The sequence below is a fragment of the Bradyrhizobium sp. F1.4.3 genome (assembly GCF_040548375.1).
Classification (GTDB): domain Bacteria; phylum Pseudomonadota; class Alphaproteobacteria; order Rhizobiales; family Xanthobacteraceae; genus Bradyrhizobium.
The window spans coordinates 1457529-1475096 of record NZ_JBEPRN010000001.1 but is presented as its reverse complement, the minus strand read 5'-3'; the positions used below and the strand labels follow the sequence as shown (position 1 = coordinate 1475096).

At 64.2% G+C, this 17568-nt stretch carries 15 protein-coding genes; 7 read left to right on the top strand and 8 right to left on the bottom strand.

Annotation, left to right across the window (positions count from 1 at the left end; translation table 11 throughout):
* The first annotated feature begins 112 nt into the window (after positions 1-112).
* The gene (locus tag ABIB73_RS07130; RefSeq protein ID WP_354222393.1) at positions 113-859 is read left to right on the top strand and encodes a sulfite exporter TauE/SafE family protein; all 747 of its coding nucleotides are present in this window, start codon (positions 113-115) and stop codon (positions 857-859) included.
* 480 nt (positions 860-1339) lie between these two features.
* Here the strand turns inward: ABIB73_RS07130 and ABIB73_RS07125 are convergent, their stop codons facing one another.
* From ABIB73_RS07125 to ABIB73_RS07115, 3 genes are read right to left on the bottom strand one after another with little or no spacing between them, the layout of a single operon-like run.
* Entirely contained in the window at positions 1340-2026 is a 687-nt protein-coding gene (locus tag ABIB73_RS07125; RefSeq protein WP_354222391.1) for an aquaporin, read from the bottom strand.
* Positions 2026-2553: an arsenate reductase ArsC gene (locus tag ABIB73_RS07120; RefSeq protein WP_354222389.1), complete on the bottom strand. Its 528-nt coding sequence runs from the start codon at positions 2551-2553 to the stop codon at positions 2026-2028. The genes ABIB73_RS07125 and ABIB73_RS07120 overlap by 1 nt, the downstream gene beginning before the upstream one ends.
* The gene (locus tag ABIB73_RS07115; RefSeq protein ID WP_354222593.1) at positions 2546-2908 is read right to left on the bottom strand and encodes an ArsR/SmtB family transcription factor; all 363 of its coding nucleotides are present in this window, start codon (positions 2906-2908) and stop codon (positions 2546-2548) included. The genes ABIB73_RS07120 and ABIB73_RS07115 overlap by 8 nt, the downstream gene beginning before the upstream one ends.
* A 134-nt stretch (positions 2909-3042) precedes the next feature.
* Between ABIB73_RS07115 and ABIB73_RS07110 the strand changes: the two genes are divergently transcribed.
* Genes ABIB73_RS07110 through ABIB73_RS07095 form a run of 4 tightly spaced genes read left to right on the top strand, consistent with a single transcriptional unit; the run spans position 3043 to position 7197 of the window.
* Positions 3043-3360 (top strand): ArsR/SmtB family transcription factor, encoded by a 318-nt coding sequence (locus ABIB73_RS07110; protein ID WP_354222387.1) that lies wholly within the window; start codon positions 3043-3045, stop codon positions 3358-3360.
* Between the two features lie 51 nt (positions 3361-3411).
* Positions 3412-4782 carry an NAD(P)-binding protein gene (locus tag ABIB73_RS07105; RefSeq protein ID WP_354222385.1) on the top strand — a complete coding sequence of 457 codons (1371 nt, stop codon included), beginning with the start codon at positions 3412-3414 and terminating at the stop codon, positions 4780-4782.
* Positions 4779-5975, top strand: a complete 1197-nt coding sequence (locus ABIB73_RS07100; protein ID WP_354222591.1) for an MFS transporter — start codon at positions 4779-4781, stop codon at positions 5973-5975. Before ABIB73_RS07105 ends, ABIB73_RS07100 begins: the two co-directional genes overlap by 4 nt.
* A gap of 28 nt (positions 5976-6003) precedes the next feature.
* Entirely contained in the window at positions 6004-7197 is a 1194-nt protein-coding gene (locus tag ABIB73_RS07095) for an MFS transporter (RefSeq protein WP_354222383.1), read from the top strand.
* 77 nt (positions 7198-7274) lie between these two features.
* Here the strand turns inward: ABIB73_RS07095 and ABIB73_RS07090 are convergent, their stop codons facing one another.
* The 3 genes from ABIB73_RS07090 to ABIB73_RS07080 are packed head-to-tail and all read right to left on the bottom strand — an operon-like array spanning position 7275 to position 10732.
* Positions 7275-7859, bottom strand: a complete 585-nt coding sequence (locus tag ABIB73_RS07090) for a DUF1254 domain-containing protein (protein WP_354222382.1) — start codon at positions 7857-7859, stop codon at positions 7275-7277.
* Complete coding sequence (locus ABIB73_RS07085; protein WP_354222380.1) at positions 7856-8434, bottom strand: DUF1214 domain-containing protein; 579 nt, start codon at positions 8432-8434, stop codon at positions 7856-7858. The genes ABIB73_RS07090 and ABIB73_RS07085 overlap by 4 nt, the downstream gene beginning before the upstream one ends.
* Before the next feature lie 9 nt (positions 8435-8443).
* Positions 8444-10732: a transglycosylase domain-containing protein gene (locus tag ABIB73_RS07080; RefSeq protein ID WP_354222378.1), complete on the bottom strand. Its 2289-nt coding sequence runs from the start codon at positions 10730-10732 to the stop codon at positions 8444-8446.
* A gap of 295 nt (positions 10733-11027) precedes the next feature.
* Between ABIB73_RS07080 and ABIB73_RS07075 the strand changes: the two genes are divergently transcribed.
* Together ABIB73_RS07075 and ABIB73_RS07070 are read left to right on the top strand one after the other, a co-directional pair.
* Positions 11028-11543, top strand: coding sequence for a YcgN family cysteine cluster protein (locus tag ABIB73_RS07075; protein ID WP_354222376.1), 516 nt, complete (start codon positions 11028-11030; stop codon positions 11541-11543).
* A gap of 161 nt (positions 11544-11704) precedes the next feature.
* A complete protein-coding gene (locus tag ABIB73_RS07070) occupies positions 11705-13291 on the top strand; it encodes an MDR family MFS transporter (RefSeq protein WP_354222374.1) in 1587 nt (528 codons plus the stop codon).
* A gap of 4 nt (positions 13292-13295) precedes the next feature.
* Here ABIB73_RS07070 and ABIB73_RS07065 read toward each other — a convergent pair whose 3' ends face one another.
* Together ABIB73_RS07065 and ABIB73_RS07060 are read right to left on the bottom strand one after the other, a co-directional pair.
* On the bottom strand, positions 13296-14945 hold the full coding sequence (locus ABIB73_RS07065) for an alpha/beta hydrolase (RefSeq protein WP_354222589.1): 1650 nt from the start codon (positions 14943-14945) through the stop codon (positions 13296-13298).
* A gap of 78 nt (positions 14946-15023) precedes the next feature.
* Complete coding sequence (locus tag ABIB73_RS07060; RefSeq protein ID WP_354222372.1) at positions 15024-17504, bottom strand: GAF domain-containing sensor histidine kinase; 2481 nt, start codon at positions 17502-17504, stop codon at positions 15024-15026.
* Positions 17505-17568 lie beyond the last annotated feature (64 nt).

The window sequence follows — 17568 nt, the reverse complement described above, 5'->3', positions numbered from 1 at the left end:
TAGCCGTCGGCGGCATCGAGCGGACCTGTTCGACGATTTCGGGGATACCGAGCCTCCCCTTCAGATGGGTGTCCATCCAAGCGCTCACCACCTCGTTCGGGGGCGCGACGTCATGGATGGATTTGTTTTCACTCTGTTTGCTCTTGCCGCCTTGGCAGGCGGGTTCGTTAGCGGATTTTCCGGCTTTGCCATGGGCCTCGTCGTATCGGGCGTGTGGCTGCACATCATCACGCCGATGCAGACGGCCACCTTGATCGCCGGCTACGGTTTGCTCACGCAAGGCTATGGCATTTTCAAACTCCGCCACGCGCTCGACCTGCGGAAAGCCTGGCCGCTCGCGGCGGGCACTGTCATCGGCATACCAATTGGCGTCAGCATTCTCACTTACTTGAACCCCAGCTACCTCCGGTTTGGTGTGGGGGTGCTGTTGGTGCTCTACTCGATCTACGGCCTGACGAAGCCCGTATTCGCTCCGATGAAGATCGGGGTCGGAGCCGATATTGCGATTGGCGTATCCAACGGCTTGCTCGGCGGCCTGACGGGACTCGGCGGCGTGATCTCGACGATCTCCTGCCAATGGCGTGGCTGGCCCAAGGACGTCCAACGCGCGGTATTTCAGCCGGTGCTGTTCATTGCTTTTGTGGTCATTTCGACCTCTCAAGCCCTCGCCGGTACCATCACCAGGGAGACATTGGTGCTTTATGTGCTCGGCGTTCCATTTATGGTCGCCGGCCTCTGGTCTGGTTTCAAACTGTTCGGAAAGATAAACGACGAGACCTTCCGCAAGACCGTCCTTGCGCTTCTTCTGCTCGCGGGATTGTCGCTGATCGCGTCGGTGGCGCCATTCGCGATCCGATAATGTGAGGCGCTTCTGACGAAGAAAAACTCGAAGTGAGCCTATTCAGAGAAGTCGCAGGACCGGTTGGACCTCATCGCGTTCCTGAGAGGGAGGCTCGCTAACATTTGATGGTGACATCGTGCCGGTGTTGGGTCTCAAGAACGCGACGGCGCGCAACTTCGAATTCGTCCGCTCGCGGGATCGACGCGCGGTGGTGCCGTTTCGACACCGGGGTGTGCGGGCGCTGTGCTCCCAGGCTGGATTGCAAGCGCGTCACGAATCCAGCGGGGCCAGCCATCCAAACCCGGTCCTGGTTTCACTGGTAAGGTGGCATTGCTAACTGCGGCGGACGACAGCGATACTTTGATCATGGCAATCTGTGCTCCGACATGAATAAACCCGCAGCGGATTGCTCCGCGCGGGTGTTACGAACTCTCGATGATGCGACTATGCCGGTGTTTTGCCCGACGTGTCAAAGCTGAGCGGCTTTACCAGCCTGACCTAAGCTGGCATCCGCTCACGCATATCGGCACGCCCGAGCAGCCAGTTCATCAGCAGCATGCCGGCGATTGCGCCGCAGAGCTCTGCGAGAATGAACCCGGGAAGATCGACGGGCCGAATGCCGGAAAAACTGTTCGTCAGCGAGCGCGCGATTGCGACCGCCGGGTTTGCAAACGAAGTCGATGCGGTGAACCAATATGCTGCCGTGATGTAGAGTCCGACCAACCAGGGTACGGCCACGCGCTGGAAGCGGATGCCGGCCAGGATAGTGGTGATCAGTCCGAAAGCAGCCACGGCTTCTGCGAACCACTGCGCTCCGCCAGTCCGAGCCTTCATCGACAGGTCGATCAAGGGGTGCGCGAACATCAAATGCGCCACCACGGTGCCGATGGCGCCACCGGCGATCTGAGCAATGATGTAGAGTGCCGCCTCATTGAGATGCAGCTCGCGCTTGCCAGCGAAGACAAGCGTAACCGCCGGATTGAAATGCGCGCCGGAGATCGGACCAAGCACGGTGATCAAGACAACCAGAATGGCTCCGGTCGGCAAGGTATTGCAGAGAAGCGCAAGGGCGACATCCTTGGTCAGGGTTTCGGCCATGATGCCGGAGCCGACCACGGTGGCGACGAGGATACCTGTGCCGAGCGCTTCGGCCGCGAGGCGCCGCGGAAGGTCGAACGTATTCATCAGCCGACTTTCGGCGTTGGACGTGTTGCGCCATCAGAGCGGCCGATCTCGCGCAGCTTGGTGCCGAGCGAAAGCTTGTCGATACTCCTCAGCGGGAGGTTCACAAAGGTATCGATCCTGTTCTTGAGATAGCGGAACGCTGTGACGAACGCCGCCTGCTTCTCCAGATCGGTGCCTTCGGCAGAGGCGGGGTCCTCGATACCCCAGTGTGCGGTCATCGGCTGTCCCGGCCAGATGGGGCAAGCCTCACCGGCCGCGTTGTCACAAACGGTGAAGACGAAATCCATCACCGGCGCATCGGGAGCAGCGAACTCCATCCAGCTCTTCGAGCGCATCCCGTCGGCAGGATAGTCCATGCTTGCCAGCGTGCGCAGGGCCAGCGGGTGGACCGCACCTTTCGGGGTGCTGCCGGCGGAGAAGGATTGAAAACGGTTGGCTCCGTCCTTCCGAAGGATTGACTCGGCGAGGATCGAGCGTGCCGAATTGCCGGTGCACAGGAACAGGACATTGTAGATCTGATCAGGCACGGATTCGTCCCTTTCGCCTTGGAGAGCAGCAGGCTTGCAGGCTTTCGACGACCGGTTCGCAAACGTCCGGTCGCCCGCCGCAACAATCTCGAAGGAGGAATACGGCAACGTCTCGGAATTCGGCGAGGTTGGCGCGGTAGACGATCGAACGGCTGCGTCGCTCGGAGATCACGAGGCGTGCGCGCGTCAAGATCGAAAGATGAGCCGAAAGAGTGTTCGGGGGGACTTCCAACTGGCGTGCAAGGTCGCCAGCCGCAAGGCCATCGGGCTCGTGCCTGACCAGCGTCTGGAAGGCCTCCAGACGAGTCGATTGGGCCAGAGCGGCGAGTTTGAGGACGGCGTGTTCGATTTCCATATATCCAGATTTATGGAAATATTGAAGTGGCGTCAATCCGGAATCCGCGAGCCTTGTCGCGGCCGGCAGGTGATGTTTCGAACATTCTAGAAATATGGTTGACAAAGAATGCCGAGCGGAGCATGATTCAACTTATGAAGATCGATGACGCAGCAGCGCGCTTGGAAGCTTTGGGTAACCGGACACGGCTTCAGATTTATCGGGCCTTGGTCCGGGCTGGACAGCCAGGCATGACCGTCGGCCGCTTGCAGGAAAAGCTGAAGATACCGGCATCGACGCTATCCCATCACATCAAGTCTCTGGTCGCCGTCGGGCTCATTGGTCAGGTTCGCGAATCCACGACCTTGGTCTGCCATGCGAACTACGACGCTATGCGTGGTTTGGTCGATTTTCTGGTGTCGGAGTGCTGTGCGGACGAAGCCGAGTGCAAGGATGCGAAAACGGCGGCCTGATTTTTTTTGGCCGAAATCATTCGATGATTCTAGAAGGATGGGAGAAGCCCAGTGAGCAAAAAAAAGACGGTTGCTATCATCGGAGCAGGTCCCGTCGGCCTCGCAGCCGCCGCACATGTGCTCGAACGCGGAATGTCGCCCATTGTGCTGGAGGCTGGACCGGAGGCCGGACATGCGGTCCGCCAGTGGCAGCACGTCCAGCTTTTCTCGCCGTGGGAATACAATGTCGACAAAGCTGCGGCGCGACTTCTCGCGCCGACGGGCTGGAATTCGCCAGACCCTCAATTCTATCCGACCGGTGGCGAATTGCTCGATGGATATCTCATGCCGCTTGCGACAAGAACGCCGCTGCGCGAGGCGATCCGGACGTCCAGTCGCGTCTCGGCCATCAGCCGCGTCGGCTTCGACAAAACGAAGACCAGGGGCAGGGAGCTGGCGCCGTTCGAAGTCCGCTACCAGAACGGCAAAGGTCCCGAGGCCCTGCGTGCCGACGCCGTTATCGATACTTCAGGCACATGGTTCTCCTCCAATCCGGCCGGCGGCAACGGCTTGCCCGCGATTGGTGAGTATGAGTGCGCTGAACGTGTAGCCTACGGCATGCCGGATGTGCGGGGTGCCGGTCGTGACCGATATGCGGGGAAGACCGTTGCTGTGTTGGGCGCTGGCCATTCCGCCGTCGGCACGCTGATCGAACTCGTGCGTCTCGCCGACGAGGTGCCCGTTACGCAACCCGTTTGGCTCTTGCGTGGTGCCGATCCCGCGAAGGCTTTCGGTGGTGGCCGGAATGACAAGCTTGCTGCTCGCGGCGAGCTCGGAAGCGCCTTCGCCAAACTTGTTGCCTCCGGAAAGATCAGTGTAGAGACCGAATTCCGCGTCACGCACCTTTCGGAGTCTGAAGGTCACCTGAGAATAGCGGCCGGCTCCTGCTGCGGTGCGCGAAGTGTGATCGTGGACGAGTTGATTGTCTCAACGGGTTTCCGTCCCGACTTTTCGTTTTTATCCGAACTGCGGCTGCGACTCGATCCGGCCATCGAGGCGCCGGTCGCGCTCGCGCCGCTCATCGATCCCAACGAACATAGCTGCGGGACAGTGCGCCCGCACGGCGCGCGCGAGCTCTCGCATGATGAGCCGGGCTTCTACCTCGCCGGCATGAAGTCGTACGGTCGCGCTCCGACCTTCCTGATGATGACGGGCCATGAGCAGGTCCGATCGATTGCCGCTGATATCGCTGGCGATAGGGAGGCGGCTGCGAGAGTAGAGCTGGTGCTGCCGGAGACGGGCGTGTGTACGCGCGGTGGCGTCGAGTCTGCTGACGCCGCGTCAGGATGTTGCGGCGGCCCGGCAAAGGAAGAACCATCGGCATGCTGTGCCGTCGACGAAACAGCCAAAAAGGCCGGCGCTTCGGGTTGTGGCTGTTCATGAGGCAAGTTCTTGCGGACAGGACTTCAGGTCCGCTCGCCGTCGTGCTCGCGCTCGGCACCACGCAAACTATTGCGTGGGCGTCGAGCTATTATCTTCCTGCCATTCTTGCCGCGCCGATTGCGCGGGATCTCGATCTCGCGCCGACTTACGTGTTCGGGGCGCTCTCGGGAGCGCTCATCATCTCCGGGCTGCTCGGGCCGCGTGTCGGTCACGCCATTGACAGGTTTGGCGGGCGCAGTCTGCTCGCGATCTCGAATTTTGTTTTCGCATCTGGCTTGTTCATGCTGTCGGCGGTCCACACGGTCGCCGTGCTGATCGCTGCGTGGGTGCTGCTCGGCATCGGCATGGGCATGGGCCTCTACGAGGCGGCCTTCGCGACGCTTGCGCGCATCTATGGCACCGATGCGCGGAAATCCATCACGGGAATCACTTTGATCGCGGGCTTCGCCAGCACGATAGGTTGGCCGCTCTCGACCTGGCTGTATGACGAGTTCGGCTGGCGGGCCACGTGCCAGATTTGGGCGTTGATCCACATCACGTTGGCGCTTCCGCTCAACCTCGTTCTGCCCCGTGTCGAGCCTTTACGGTTGGTCGCGCCGCTCGCCGCGCAAGAGCAGGGAGTCTCCCGCCGCAGTGAAACGTTCGCGATGGCGGTGTTGGCCTACATGTTTGCCGCTGTCGGCTTCGTGAGTTCTGGTCTTTCGGCAATCCTGCCGACCATGCTGGTCTCTCTCGGCGCAACGCCGGCCGCTGCGCTTTTTGCAGCGGCGCTGGTCGGGCCTGCTCAGGTCGGTGCACGCCTGCTGGAGGCGGGATGGCTTGCCCGCCATCATCCGCTGGTCTCGGCGCGCATAGCCACCCTCATGAACCCGATTGGCATCATCACGCTGATCCTGGGCGGCCCGGTTTTTGCGCCAGCTTTCGCGATCTTCTATGGTGCGGGAAACGGCATCGTCACCATCGCTCGCGGGACTTTGCCGCTCGCGTTGTTTGGTCCTGCGGGATTTGGGAAACGCGTTGGTGTCATATCGCTTCCGGCGCGCGCCACCGGCGCGCTGGCGCCGCTCGCGATGGGACTCATGGTGGAGCGCATGGGTAGCCAGGCGCTGTGGATCAGCGTTCTTGCCTCGCTCTCCGCTTTTCTTGCCCTGTTGCTCTTGCCCAAGCCTCACAAAGGAGGAGTACATTCGTAATCTCGGCGGCCGGTCTCTGATTGCGGTGATGTGCATCGGCCAGGTCGGCAATCTGCTGCCGCATGTGACGCTATCCGCGAACCTGGCACAGCACCTGATGCCGGCGTGGGGACTCTCCGCGGCCGAAGGCGGCTTGATGGCGAGCGGGTATGCGTTCGGCTACATGCTCGCAGTACCCTTACTGACGACAATGACCGACCGGATCGATGCGCGGCTCGTCCTTCTCTTGGGCTCGATCCTCAGCGGGCTGGCGACCGCAGCGTTCGGAATATTTGCGCAAGGGTTCTGGTCGGCCACGGCGATCTGGTCCCTTGCAGGACTTGGATTTGCGGGCGCCTATATGCCGGGCCTGAAGGCGCTGACGGACCGGCTTCCCGCCGGCGACACTTCACGGGCCGTCACTCTGTACACGTCGAGTTTCTCGGTCGGTGTCGGCCTCTCGTTCCTGGTGGCGCAAGTTATCGCTGACAATTGGGGTTGGCGGACTGCTTTCCTCGTGACCGGCTTCGGTCCGATCGCAATGGTCGTCGCGTGTCTCTTGATCGACGAACGGCGGCCCGCGCCGAAGACGGGGCGTCTGCTGAATTTCGCGCCCGTCTTCGCCAACCGCGAGGCGCTCGGATACATCTTCGGCTACGGTGCGCACTGCTTCGAGCTTTACGGCATCCGCACCTGGCTGGTGGGCTTCTGGACTTTCGTCATCGCGCATCAAGGCGCGCCTTCGTGGTTGGGTCCTGTCGTGATGAGCTTCTGCTTCGCGGTAATCTCGATGCCGGCGAGCATCCTCGGCAACGAGGCCGCGCTGAGATTCGGCCGCCATCGCGCAATTACGATCGTGATGATTGCGTCCGCTTGCGTTGCGTTGATCATCGGTCTCAACGCGACCGCCCCGGCATGGATGCTCGCGTTGCTGCTGATCCTCTATGGCCTGACTGTGCCTGCGGACTCCGGCGCGTTGACCGCCGGCATGTCGGCCGCGGCTGCATCCGAACATCGCGGCGCGACCCTGGCCCTGCATTCGACGGTCGGTTTTGGTCTGTCAGCGGTTGGCGCTTGGGGGACCGGCGCAGCGCTCGATGCGGCTGGCGGTCCGCAGAGCGCGGAGGGCTGGCTGCTGGCGTTCATCGTCCTCGCGGCGGGGATCGCGTTGGGTCCCCTCGCGTTGCTCTGGGCACGGATGCCTCAGTCCGAGAAGCGTCTTCGTGGAGCAGGCTCAAAATAGCTAATAGTTTCAATGCCCCCGCTACTGTGCATGGGGTTGTTTTTCAGATTTTTGTTAGCGCTCGCGAAAACGGCCGCTCACCGCCGGCCGCGCGGCGCCTCGGCCTTGGCCGGCGGCTCGGTCTGCGGCGCGCAGGTCGCGGCCGCGAGCGAAGCCTGCGCCTGCGGCATCAGGCCGGGCTCGGCGGCGAGCGCCTTCATCACGATCAGGCCGGTGGTGCTCGGGGAATCGATGATCAGGCGGTCGGCCGCCGTGATCTCTTCGTCCTCGGGCAGCTCGTTGTGCTGCGGCTCCGTCATCAGGTCGAGCTCGATCACCTTCTTGCCCGCGGAGCGGTCGTTGATCGCGTAATAGGCGATCTCGTTGCGGGTGTAGAACGACACCGAGGTGTAGGCCTGGCTCACCGGCACGGTGAGCTTGATCGGGCCGCCCGACAGGTCGTAGCGGCAGATCGCGAGCGCGAAGGCCGGATCCATGAACGGCATCGGCGAGGTGTTGGGGTCGACGAGGGGAAGCGAGGTGACGGCGTTGAGCTTGGTCATCGGCGTCAGCCGCGAATAGGCATCCTGGGTCGCGATCCGCGGCAGCGCCAGCACGCTGACGAGATGGACCACGAGGCCGAGCACCACGCCTGCGACGATGGTGAACAAGAGCCGGATCATGAGCAGCCCACCGTTGAGATTGTGGGCATCGGCGCGTCGCGCTGGGTGCGCGTTGCAACGCCGACAGGGGTGTCGTAGAGGCGCAGCATCAGCGCGTAGCGCTCGATGCCGCCGGTCGGCAGCCAGTTGCCGGCGCGCGAGCGCGAGGCGATGCGGATCTCGAACGAGCCGTCGGACTGGCGGATGATCTCCTGGCTGGTGAAGCCGTAACGCTGCAGCGAGTTGGCGACGAGATGCCCCTTGCGGTCATAGAGCGTCAGTGTCCAGAACCGCGCCGGCGGCGTCACGCCGGAGACGACGACATCGCAGCGGCCGTCGAGCGCCTTCTTCCTGTCGTCGGCGGTCGCGGTGAAGGCGACGCCGTCGCCGGTGCCGATCGGCAGCTCGCCGTTGCGCACGATGGTGGCGCGCGAATAGGGATCGACGTCGGCGGTGCCGGTGCGCGGCCGCGCGGTCCAGGGACCGATGGTCAGCGCGCCGATCTCGGTGCCGCGCGTCGTCGTCATCCAGGTCGCGCCGACGCCGACCACGGTCGCGAGCAGAAGGGCTGTCAATGTGATCAGGATCAGCCGCACGGGATACGATCAGTTCTTGCGCGGGGTGGATGAGTTCGCATTCTCTTCCGCCGCATAGTTCTGCGGAAAGGCGAGCGCGCTCGTCGACGATGCCGGCTTACCCTGCTTGGTGTCGTCGGCAGCGGCCTTGGTCGCGGTCTTGGCGGCGTCATCAAGCAGCTTCTCGACGCGCACCAGGATATCGGCACCGCGCTTGGTCAGCACAGGCGGCGGACCGGGCTTGGTCTCCAGCACCTTCGGCGCCGCGTTGGCCTGCGCGGCCGTCGGCTGCGGCGGCAGCTTCTGGCCCATGCCGACGCCGGGAATTTCCCGGACCTCGACGCCCTGATGGGCGGCCACCATGATGTCGTGCCAGGTCTGCGCCGGCAGCGAGCCGCCGGTCATGCGGTTGGTCGGCGAATAGTCGTCATTGCCGTACCAGACCGCGCAGGTGAAATTGCCGGTGTAGCCGACGAACCAGGCGTCGCGATAGGCGTTGGTGGTGCCGGTCTTGCCAGCGGTCGGAATGCCGTCGAGGGCCGCGCGGCGCGCGGTGCCTTCGCTGACAACGTGGCTCATCATGCCGGCCATGTCGGCGGCGATGTTGGCTGGAATCGCCTGCCGCGGCTTCGGACCATCGCGGTCCCAGCGCCAGACCAGATCGCCGGCGCCGGTGCGTACCTCCAGCACGGAATGCGGGGTGACGGCCTTGCCCCTGTTGGGGAAGGTTGCATAGGCGACCGCATGCTCGAGCACGGTGACTTCGTCCGAGCCGATCGGCAGCGACGGCGTGTCGGGCAGCGGAGCCTTGAGGCCGAAGCGGCGGGCGACCTCGACGATCTTGGCACGGCCGATCTTGGCCGGATTCGGTGCCTTCGGCTGTTCCTTCTGGCCGATCGCGATCGACAGCTTGACCGGCACGACGTTGATCGAGCGCGTGATCGCCTGCGTCAGCGTCACAGCGCCGGAATAGGAATGGCCATAGTTCTGCGGACACCAATTGCCGATGCAGACCGGGCCGTCGACCACGATCGAGTTCGGCGTGAAGCCGTTCAGCAGCGCAGTGGTGTAGACATAGGGTTTGAATGACGAGCCGGGCTGGCGGTAGGCGTCGGTCGCGCGGTTGAACTGGCTGGCACCATAGTCGCGGCCGCCGACCATGGCACGGATGCCGCCGTCGAGATCGGACACCACGGTCGCAGCCTGCGTCGCGTGATAGTCGCGGCCGAACTGGCGCAGCTGGTTCTCGATCGCGTCCTCGGCCGCCTTCTGCACGTTGGCGTCGATCGCGAGGCGAACCACGAAGACGCGCTCGGTGTAGGACTTCGGGAAGGTGTCGACCAGCTTGCGCATCTCGTCGAAGGCGTAGTCGAGATAATAGTTCGGCGAAGCCTCGTCGCGGCGGTCGACCGCGAAGGCCGGGTTGCGACGGGCGCCGAACACCTGGCCCTCGGTCATGAAGCCGGCGTCGACGAGGTTGTCGAGCACGACGTTGGCGCGGGCGCGCGCCGCGGGCAGGTTGATGTGGGGCGCGTATTTGGTCGGCGCCTTGAACAGGCCGGCCAGCATCGCGGCTTCCGCGAGTGTGACGTCGCGCGCCGACTTGTTGAAGTAGAAATGCGCGGCGCCGTCGACGCCGAAAGTGCCGCCGCCCATATAGGCGCGGTCGAGATAGAGCTTCAAAATCTCGTTCTTGGTCAGGCGCCATTCCAGCCAGATCGCGAGGAAGGCCTCGTTGATCTTGCGCTCGATGGTGCGCTCGTTGCTCAGGAACAGGTTCTTGGCGAGCTGCTGGGTGATCGACGAGCCGCCCTGGCGGACGCCGCCGGCCTGGGCGTTGGTGACGAGCGCGCGCGCGGTGCCGGCGATGTCGATGCCGAAATGGTCGTAGAAGCGGCGGTCTTCGGTCGCGAGCGTCGCCTTGATCAGTACGTCCGGAAAATCTTCCAGCGGGATCGAATCGTTGTGCTTGATGCCGCGGCTGCCGATCGGGTTGCCATAGCGGTCGAGGAAGGTCACCGCGAGGTCTGACTTCTTCAGCCAGTCCTCGTCCGCCGTCTCGCGGAAGGCGGGGATGGCGAGCGTCAGCAGCAGGATCAGGCCGCCGAGACCGATGGTGGCAGCTTCCGACAGCGGCTCGATGAACACCCAGCGCTTCCACCGCCCGACATAGAAGCGGTCCATGAAGGTCGAATAGCGCTCATAGAGCTCGCGGATGCCCTTGGCCGAGGAGAACAACGAGGAATCGATGCGCGCATCGAGATCCAGGAAGAAATTCCGGACCCTGGCCTTCCAATGCGGTGGTATGATCTGGCGCACCTAGAACCCTTGAGGCTCGGTTCGAAAGCGTTCAAGCACCCGGCCGGGGCGGCATCGAGACGTCTTGCGGGAATGTTGCGGCAAACCCAAGGCGCCCGGTTCGCGTCCGTGGGGGACTTGGTGTTTCTTCTAGCCGAGCGGGACCTATAAACCAATGGTCAGGCTCGCGATTTTGAACAACAGGCCTAATTGAACCCCGGTTCATTACGGGCCTCACGGGGGCGTCGCTTGCAGCTTCATGGCTGCACGCCCTAGATGGCATTAGACGTAGCTCTTTCGAATCTTGTTGAGGCGCATGACCGCAGCTCGCAAACGACCTTCAGACCAGGATGGATTCTTCTGGAAAACCAAGACGTTGGAAGAGATGTCGGACGCCGAATGGGAGAGCCTGTGCGACGGCTGCGGGCGCTGCTGCCTGAACAAGCTCGAGGAAGATGGCACCGGTGACATCTATTTCACCCATGTTGGCTGCAAGCTGCTCGATGGGGCGACCTGCGGCTGCAAGGACTATGCGAATCGTTCCGACAAGGTTCCGGACTGCGTTCGCCTGACCCCGGCCAATGTCCGCACCCTGAACTGGCTGCCGCCGAGTTGCGGCTACAAGCTCGTCGCCGAGGGGCGCGATCTTTATTGGTGGCATCCCCTGGTCTCCGGCGATCCCGACACCGTGCACGAGGCCGGTGTCTCCGTGCGCGGACGGGTCGAAGGCAGCGAGCGGGAGATCCCGGATGAGGAGCTCGAGAACCACATCGTGCAATGGCCGGGGCTGCTGCCGAAACGGGCCCGCCTGAAGCGACGTCCGAAGGATTGATCCGCCGCTCGCCGGCCTCGGATCACTTGTTCGGGATGACCCGGGGGTGGGATGCACCCATGCGCCGTGGTGCCTGCCCGAGAAGAACTTTGCTGTCTACATTGGACTGCATAGAACGAATCCTTCGCGGCATTGCGCCGCTCCCACGACGTCCGATCGAGATGAACAAGTTCGAACGGCAGCGCAAAGCTGCCGACACCCAGACATTGCCCGACGACATCGCCGAAGAGCTGTCCCGCCTTCCGTCAGAGGTCTTGAGCGTCAATGACGCTCCCTCGCTCGCGCCGCCGGCACCGCTGTCTCAGGACGAAGTGCGGACCATCGTGATCAGCCTGATGCTGACGATGTTCCTGGCAGCGCTGGACCAGACCATCGTGGCGACCGCGCTGCCGACCATCGGGCGCCAGTTCCAGGATGTCTCGAATCTCTCCTGGGTGATCACCGCCTATCTGCTCGCCTCGACCGCGGTTGCACCGGTGTTCGGGACGCTGAGCGACATCTACGGCCGCAAGGCCATGATCATCGTGTCGCTGAGCCTGTTCATTGCCGGCTCGGTGCTGTGCGCGATCGCGCCGAGCATGCCGATGCTGATCCTTGCGCGCGGTCTCCAGGGGCTCGGCGGCGGCGGCATCATGCCGGTCGTGCAGACCGTAATCTCCGACGTCGTCTCACCGCGCGAGCGCGGGCAATATCAGGCCTATTTCTCCAGTGTCTGGATGGTCGGCGGCATCCTCGGTCCCGTCATCGGCGGCGTGTTCGCCGAGCATCTGCACTGGTCGATGATCTTCTGGATCAATTTGCCGCTCGCCGCCGCCGCCCTGGCGCTGCTGCTGCCGAAGATGAAGAAGATCCCGGTGTTCCACCGCAAGCGCAAGGTCGACTGGCTCGGCGGCGTGCTGCTGATGGCCTCCGCCGTCGTCTTCATGCTGGTGCTGACCTGGGGCGGCACGCGTTACCCCTGGCTCTCGCCGACCGTTCTGTCGATGGTGGGCGGCGCTGTCGCACTCGCGGTCGCCTTCGTGTGGCACGCACGCCGCGCCGACGAGCCGTTCCTGCCGCTGCCCCTGCTGAGCGGAAAGATCGCGCCCTTCGCGTTGACGGCCGGCGGCTGCGGCCTCGGCGCCATGACCGGCCTCACCGTCCAGCTCCCGCTCTATTATGAATCGGTCTACCACCTCAGCGCCAGCGAGGCGGGGCTTGCGCTGATTCCGCTCGCGGCCGTCTCGACCTTCGGTGCGGCGATCGCCGGCCGCACCATGGCGCGCGCCAAGCACTACAAGCGCGTCGCCATCATCGGCACGTCTTGGGCCGCGCTATGCGCGCTGGGCCTCACGGTGACCACGCTGCCGCTGTGGGGATTGCTGACGCTGATGGCCGCGTTCGCGCTCGGTCTCGGCACCACCTTCCCGGTCTGCGTGGTCTCGCTGCAGAATTCGGTTGCCCGTCCCCAGGTCGGCACCATCACCGGCGCGATGAACTTCTTCCGCTCGCTGATGTCCTCGTTCACGGTCGCGGCGTTTGCCGCCATCCTGCTGATCGCGCTTGGCGCCGACGTCCCGCTTGCCGGCGAGCACCACGCGGCCGGCGCCATCCCTGCGATACCCGTCGACGACATGCGGCATGCGTTTCGCTACGTCTTCGGCGCCGCCACCGCGCTGATGACCACCGCCGCGCTCTGCCTGCTCGCGATGGAGGAGCGGCCGCTGGCCGGTCCCGCCGCGTCTCAGCCGGTGGAGATGGCGGAGTAGGAGCTCACCCGCCGCGGTCGGCGGCGGGATCGTCGCTCGCGTTGCCTTCCGCTGCCTTCCGCGCCGCCGCCGCAAGATGGGTCTTCAGCCGGACCAGCGCGTCGGCAGACCAATCATCGACATCGGTGACCGCGACCCAGGCATCGACGTAATGCTCGGGTGCGTAGACATGGCCAAAGCCCATCGGCGTATTGGTCGCGACCGCCATGTCGAGGGCGAGCTGCAGCATCGTGACGATCGGATACCATCGCAGCTCCGGTGACACGTCCGGCCCGCGCGGCGCGCTCATCCAGGCCGGGGCCTGGTAGGCGTCGCGGTAGGCGAAAAAGGTGATCGCGTCGCTGGCATATTGCAGGTAGACAACGCGCATCGGGCCCCACGGCGTATCCGGCGGCACCGTCGGCCCGTTCTGGTTCATGAAGCGCACGAAGCGGCCGTCGCGGAATTCCGGCATCCAAGCCGGCGAACCCGGGTTGCGGTTCGCGGTGATCGAGCGCCAGATGCGGCTCTCGAACGGCGGCCCGCTCCACAGCGCGCCGGCAATGGGATCGCCGATCGTCTCGAACAGCTCCGCGGATTTTTCCGAGTTCAGGGCGCCGAGGCTGAGCCCGTGCAAATACAACTTCGGCCGGGCGTCTTTCGGCAGCGTCGTCCAGTAGCCGTAGATGTCCGCGAACAGGGCGCGCGCCGCGTCCGCGCCGTATTCGGGCTGAAACAGCAGTGACAGCGGGCTGTTGAGATAGGAATACTGCATCGCGACGCTGGCGACGTCGCCATGGTGGAGATATTCGACCGCATCCATCGCGGACGGATCGATCCAGCCGGTGCCGGTCGGCGTAATGACGATCAGGACCTTGCGTTCGAAACCGTGCTGGCGTTTGAGCTCCTCGAGCGCAAGCCTGGCGCGCGCCTGCGCGGTATCGCCGCTGCCGAGGCCGACATAGACGCGCACGGGCTCACGCGCGGGCTTTCCCGTGACGGCGCTGATCTCCGCCGCGGTCGGACCCGAGGCGATGAATCTGCGCCCCGTACGCCCGAGCTCCTTCCACTTCACGAGCGACGCCGCGCTTCCTGTTCTCTCGGGGGCGCTCGGCTGCGGCCGCTCGGGCTCGTGCAAGGCGTCGAGTTCGCGGAAGGACGAGTCGAGCGCGTCAAACGCCGTGCGGATCAGGATATTGCTGGCGATCGACCAGAACAGCAGGGCTGCAACGAGCACGCCGATGACGTTCGCGACCTTCCGTGGAATCACGCGTCGTGTGCGATCGGCAAGGAAGCCGGCGGTCAGCGCGAACAGCCGCCCCAGCACCAGCAGCACCACGAACGTGATCAGGGCGATGACGCAGACCTTGAGCGGATGTGCGGTCTCGACCGGCGCCATCTTCATCACGGCGCGGATCGAGTTCTGCCATTCGGCGGTGCGCCCGAGAGCGACGATGACGACAAGCAGGCAGCCGGCCGCCGCCAGCACATTCGCAATCGATCGCGCGCGCGCCGAAGGCTCGGGCAATTCGAGATAGTGCCACAGCCGGCGCCACAGCACGCCGGCGAAATAGCCGATCGCAAAGCAGCCGCCGGCGAGGGCGCCTTGCGTCAGATAGCTTCGCGGGATCAGCGTCGGCGTCAGCGCGGCCGCGAAGAACAGCGCGCCCAACATGAGGCCGACGCCGGATAACGAGAGCAGTTGCTGCCGAATGAACCACGCGAGATACTTCAAGGCATCCCCCCGGTGATGCTATCCCTTGTTGCTGTCTGAAAAGCTGCTCTTGCGCGGCAATCGGACCGTGAACTCGGTGAACTCGCCGGGACGTGTATCGACGTCGATCGTGCCGCCGTGCTGCTTCACGATAATGTCGTGGCTCATCGACAACCCGAGGCCGGTACCTTCGCCGGCCGGCTTGGTGGTGAAGAACGGATTGAACATCTTTCCCTTCACTTCGTCCGGAATGCCGGTGCCGTTGTCGCGAATGCGGATCTCGACGCTGTCGCCGCGGTCGCGGGTCGCGGCGATCACCACCGGCTCGTAATTGGCGGCGCCGCTGTCGGTCTGGCGCTTGGTCACCGCATGGAAGCCGTTCGCGATCAGGTTCAAGAGCACCCGGGAGATCTCCTGCGGAAACACCTCGGCGGAACCGGCTGCCGGATCGAGGTCGCGTTCGAGCGTGACGTCGAACTGCGGCTTCTCGGCGCGCGCGCCGTGATAAGCGAGATTGAGGCTCTCCTCGACCAGCGCGTTGATGTCGCTCAGCCGATGCTCGCCGCCGCCTTCGCGCGAATGCAGCAGCATGTTCTTGACGATGGAATCGGCGCGCCTTCCGTGCTGCACGACCTTCGCCAGATTGTCCTTCAAGAGTCCCGTCAGCTCGTCGACCTCCGCGCGGACATCGTCCGCGAGCGGGACAGGCGCGAGCACCTCGTTCAGTTCGCCCGTCAGCTCGGCGGAGAGCGAAGCAAAATTGTTGACGAAGTTGAGCGGGTTCTTGATTTCATGCGCGATGCCTGCGGTGAGCTGGCCGAGCGAAGCAAGCTTTTCGGTTTGCACCAGGCGGTCCTGGGCGGTGCGCAGATCGTCGAGGGATTTCGACAGTTCGCGCGTGCGCGCCTGGACCTCGTCGAACAGCCGCGCATTCTCGATGGCGATCACGGCCTGGTCGGCGAAGGTCGAGAGGAGCCCGATCTGACTGTCGCTGAACGGCCGTACGATGGATCGGGTCAAAGTCAGGGCGCCGATCGGCATGCCCTCGCGCAGCAGGGGCACGCCGAGAAAGGTGCGAGGATTGCCACTGAGCTGCTGACCCTCGAAATGATACTCCGGATCGGCGAGCACGTCGTGCACGTGGACGATCCGTCCCTCGAGCAGGGTTCTCCCTGTGATGGTGCGCCGTTCGGGCTTGACCGGAATATCCTTGACGTAATCGGCGAACTCACGCGGAAAGCCGAATGAACCGGCCCGGTAATAGACCTCACCGCTTCGCCGGGTAATGGCGGCCATGTCGGCTTCGCACAACCGTGCCGCCGATTCCACCAGCGTATCGAGCACGGCCTGAAGATCGAATGCCGAACGGCTGATGACCTTGAGCACCTCGGCGGTCGCGGTCTGCCGCTCCAGCGCCTCCCTGGTCGCGTTGAACAGGCTGACATTCTTGATCGCGATCACGGCCTGGTCGGCGAAGGTCTGCAACAGCCGCACATGATGCTCGCCGAAGGCGCCGGTCGGCCGCCGCGTGGCGATGATGACGCCGATGGCCTCGCCCTCGCTCATCAGCGGCGTGAACAGCATGCTGCGGAAGCCGCGGGCGCGCGCGATGTCCCGCGCCGCGGGCTCCAGCTCGGTGTCGGGCAGCTGCACCGCCGTGCCATCGGCCACGAGCCGGTAGGCTGGGAACTGCGCGAACGGCACAGGGAACGAGGCTTGCAGCACGCGGTCGCCGGCCGGATCGCCCGGCGTGAAGGCCGCAAGATGCGCGGCGCCGTCGATGTAGCGCAGCACCGCGGTGGAAAAGCCGCCGATCAGGCGGTTGGCCTTGTCGGCGATGGCGTCGAACACCGGCTGCACGTCGGAGGGCGAGGCCGCCATCACCTTCAGGATGTCCGCCGTGGCAGTCTGGCGCTCCAGCGCCTCGCGCGTCTCATTGAACAGCCGCGCATTCTCGATCGCGATCACGGCCTGGTCGGCGAAGGTCTGGAGCAACTGCACGAGATCCGGCTCAAACGCGCCGGGCTCGGCGCGCGTGACGCTGATCATGCCGACCGGCGTGCCCTGGTTCATCAGCGGTATGAACAGCACGCTGCGGAAACCGCGCAGCCGCGCAAGGTCGCGGTTCAGCGCGGGAACGTCGTCGGCCTCGCTGTCCGGAAACTGGATCGTCTCGCCGCCGCGAACGAGGGCAAAGGTCGGAAAATCCTCGATGCGCCGGGGAAACGACGCCTTCAGCCCTTCGTCTCCATCCGGGCTCGTCGGCGTAAACGCCACGAGGTGCAGCTCATCGCCGATGAACTGGAGCACGGTGGCAGAGAAGCCCCCGAGCATGCGCTTCGAGCTCGACGCGATGGCCTCGAACACCGGCCGGGCATCGGAGGGGGAGGCGGCGATGGTGCGCAGGATCTCGGCGCTGGCGCTTTGGCGATCGCGCAGCCGCGCGTTCTCGGCCGCGGCCGACTGCAATTGCCGTCCAAGTTCGTCGATCCCGGCGACATCGTTGGTGGAAGTGGTCATTCGCAATCCGGCTCAATGCCGCCATGCGCGCGGCACTGAGCCGGATTATCACATCTCCTGCGGC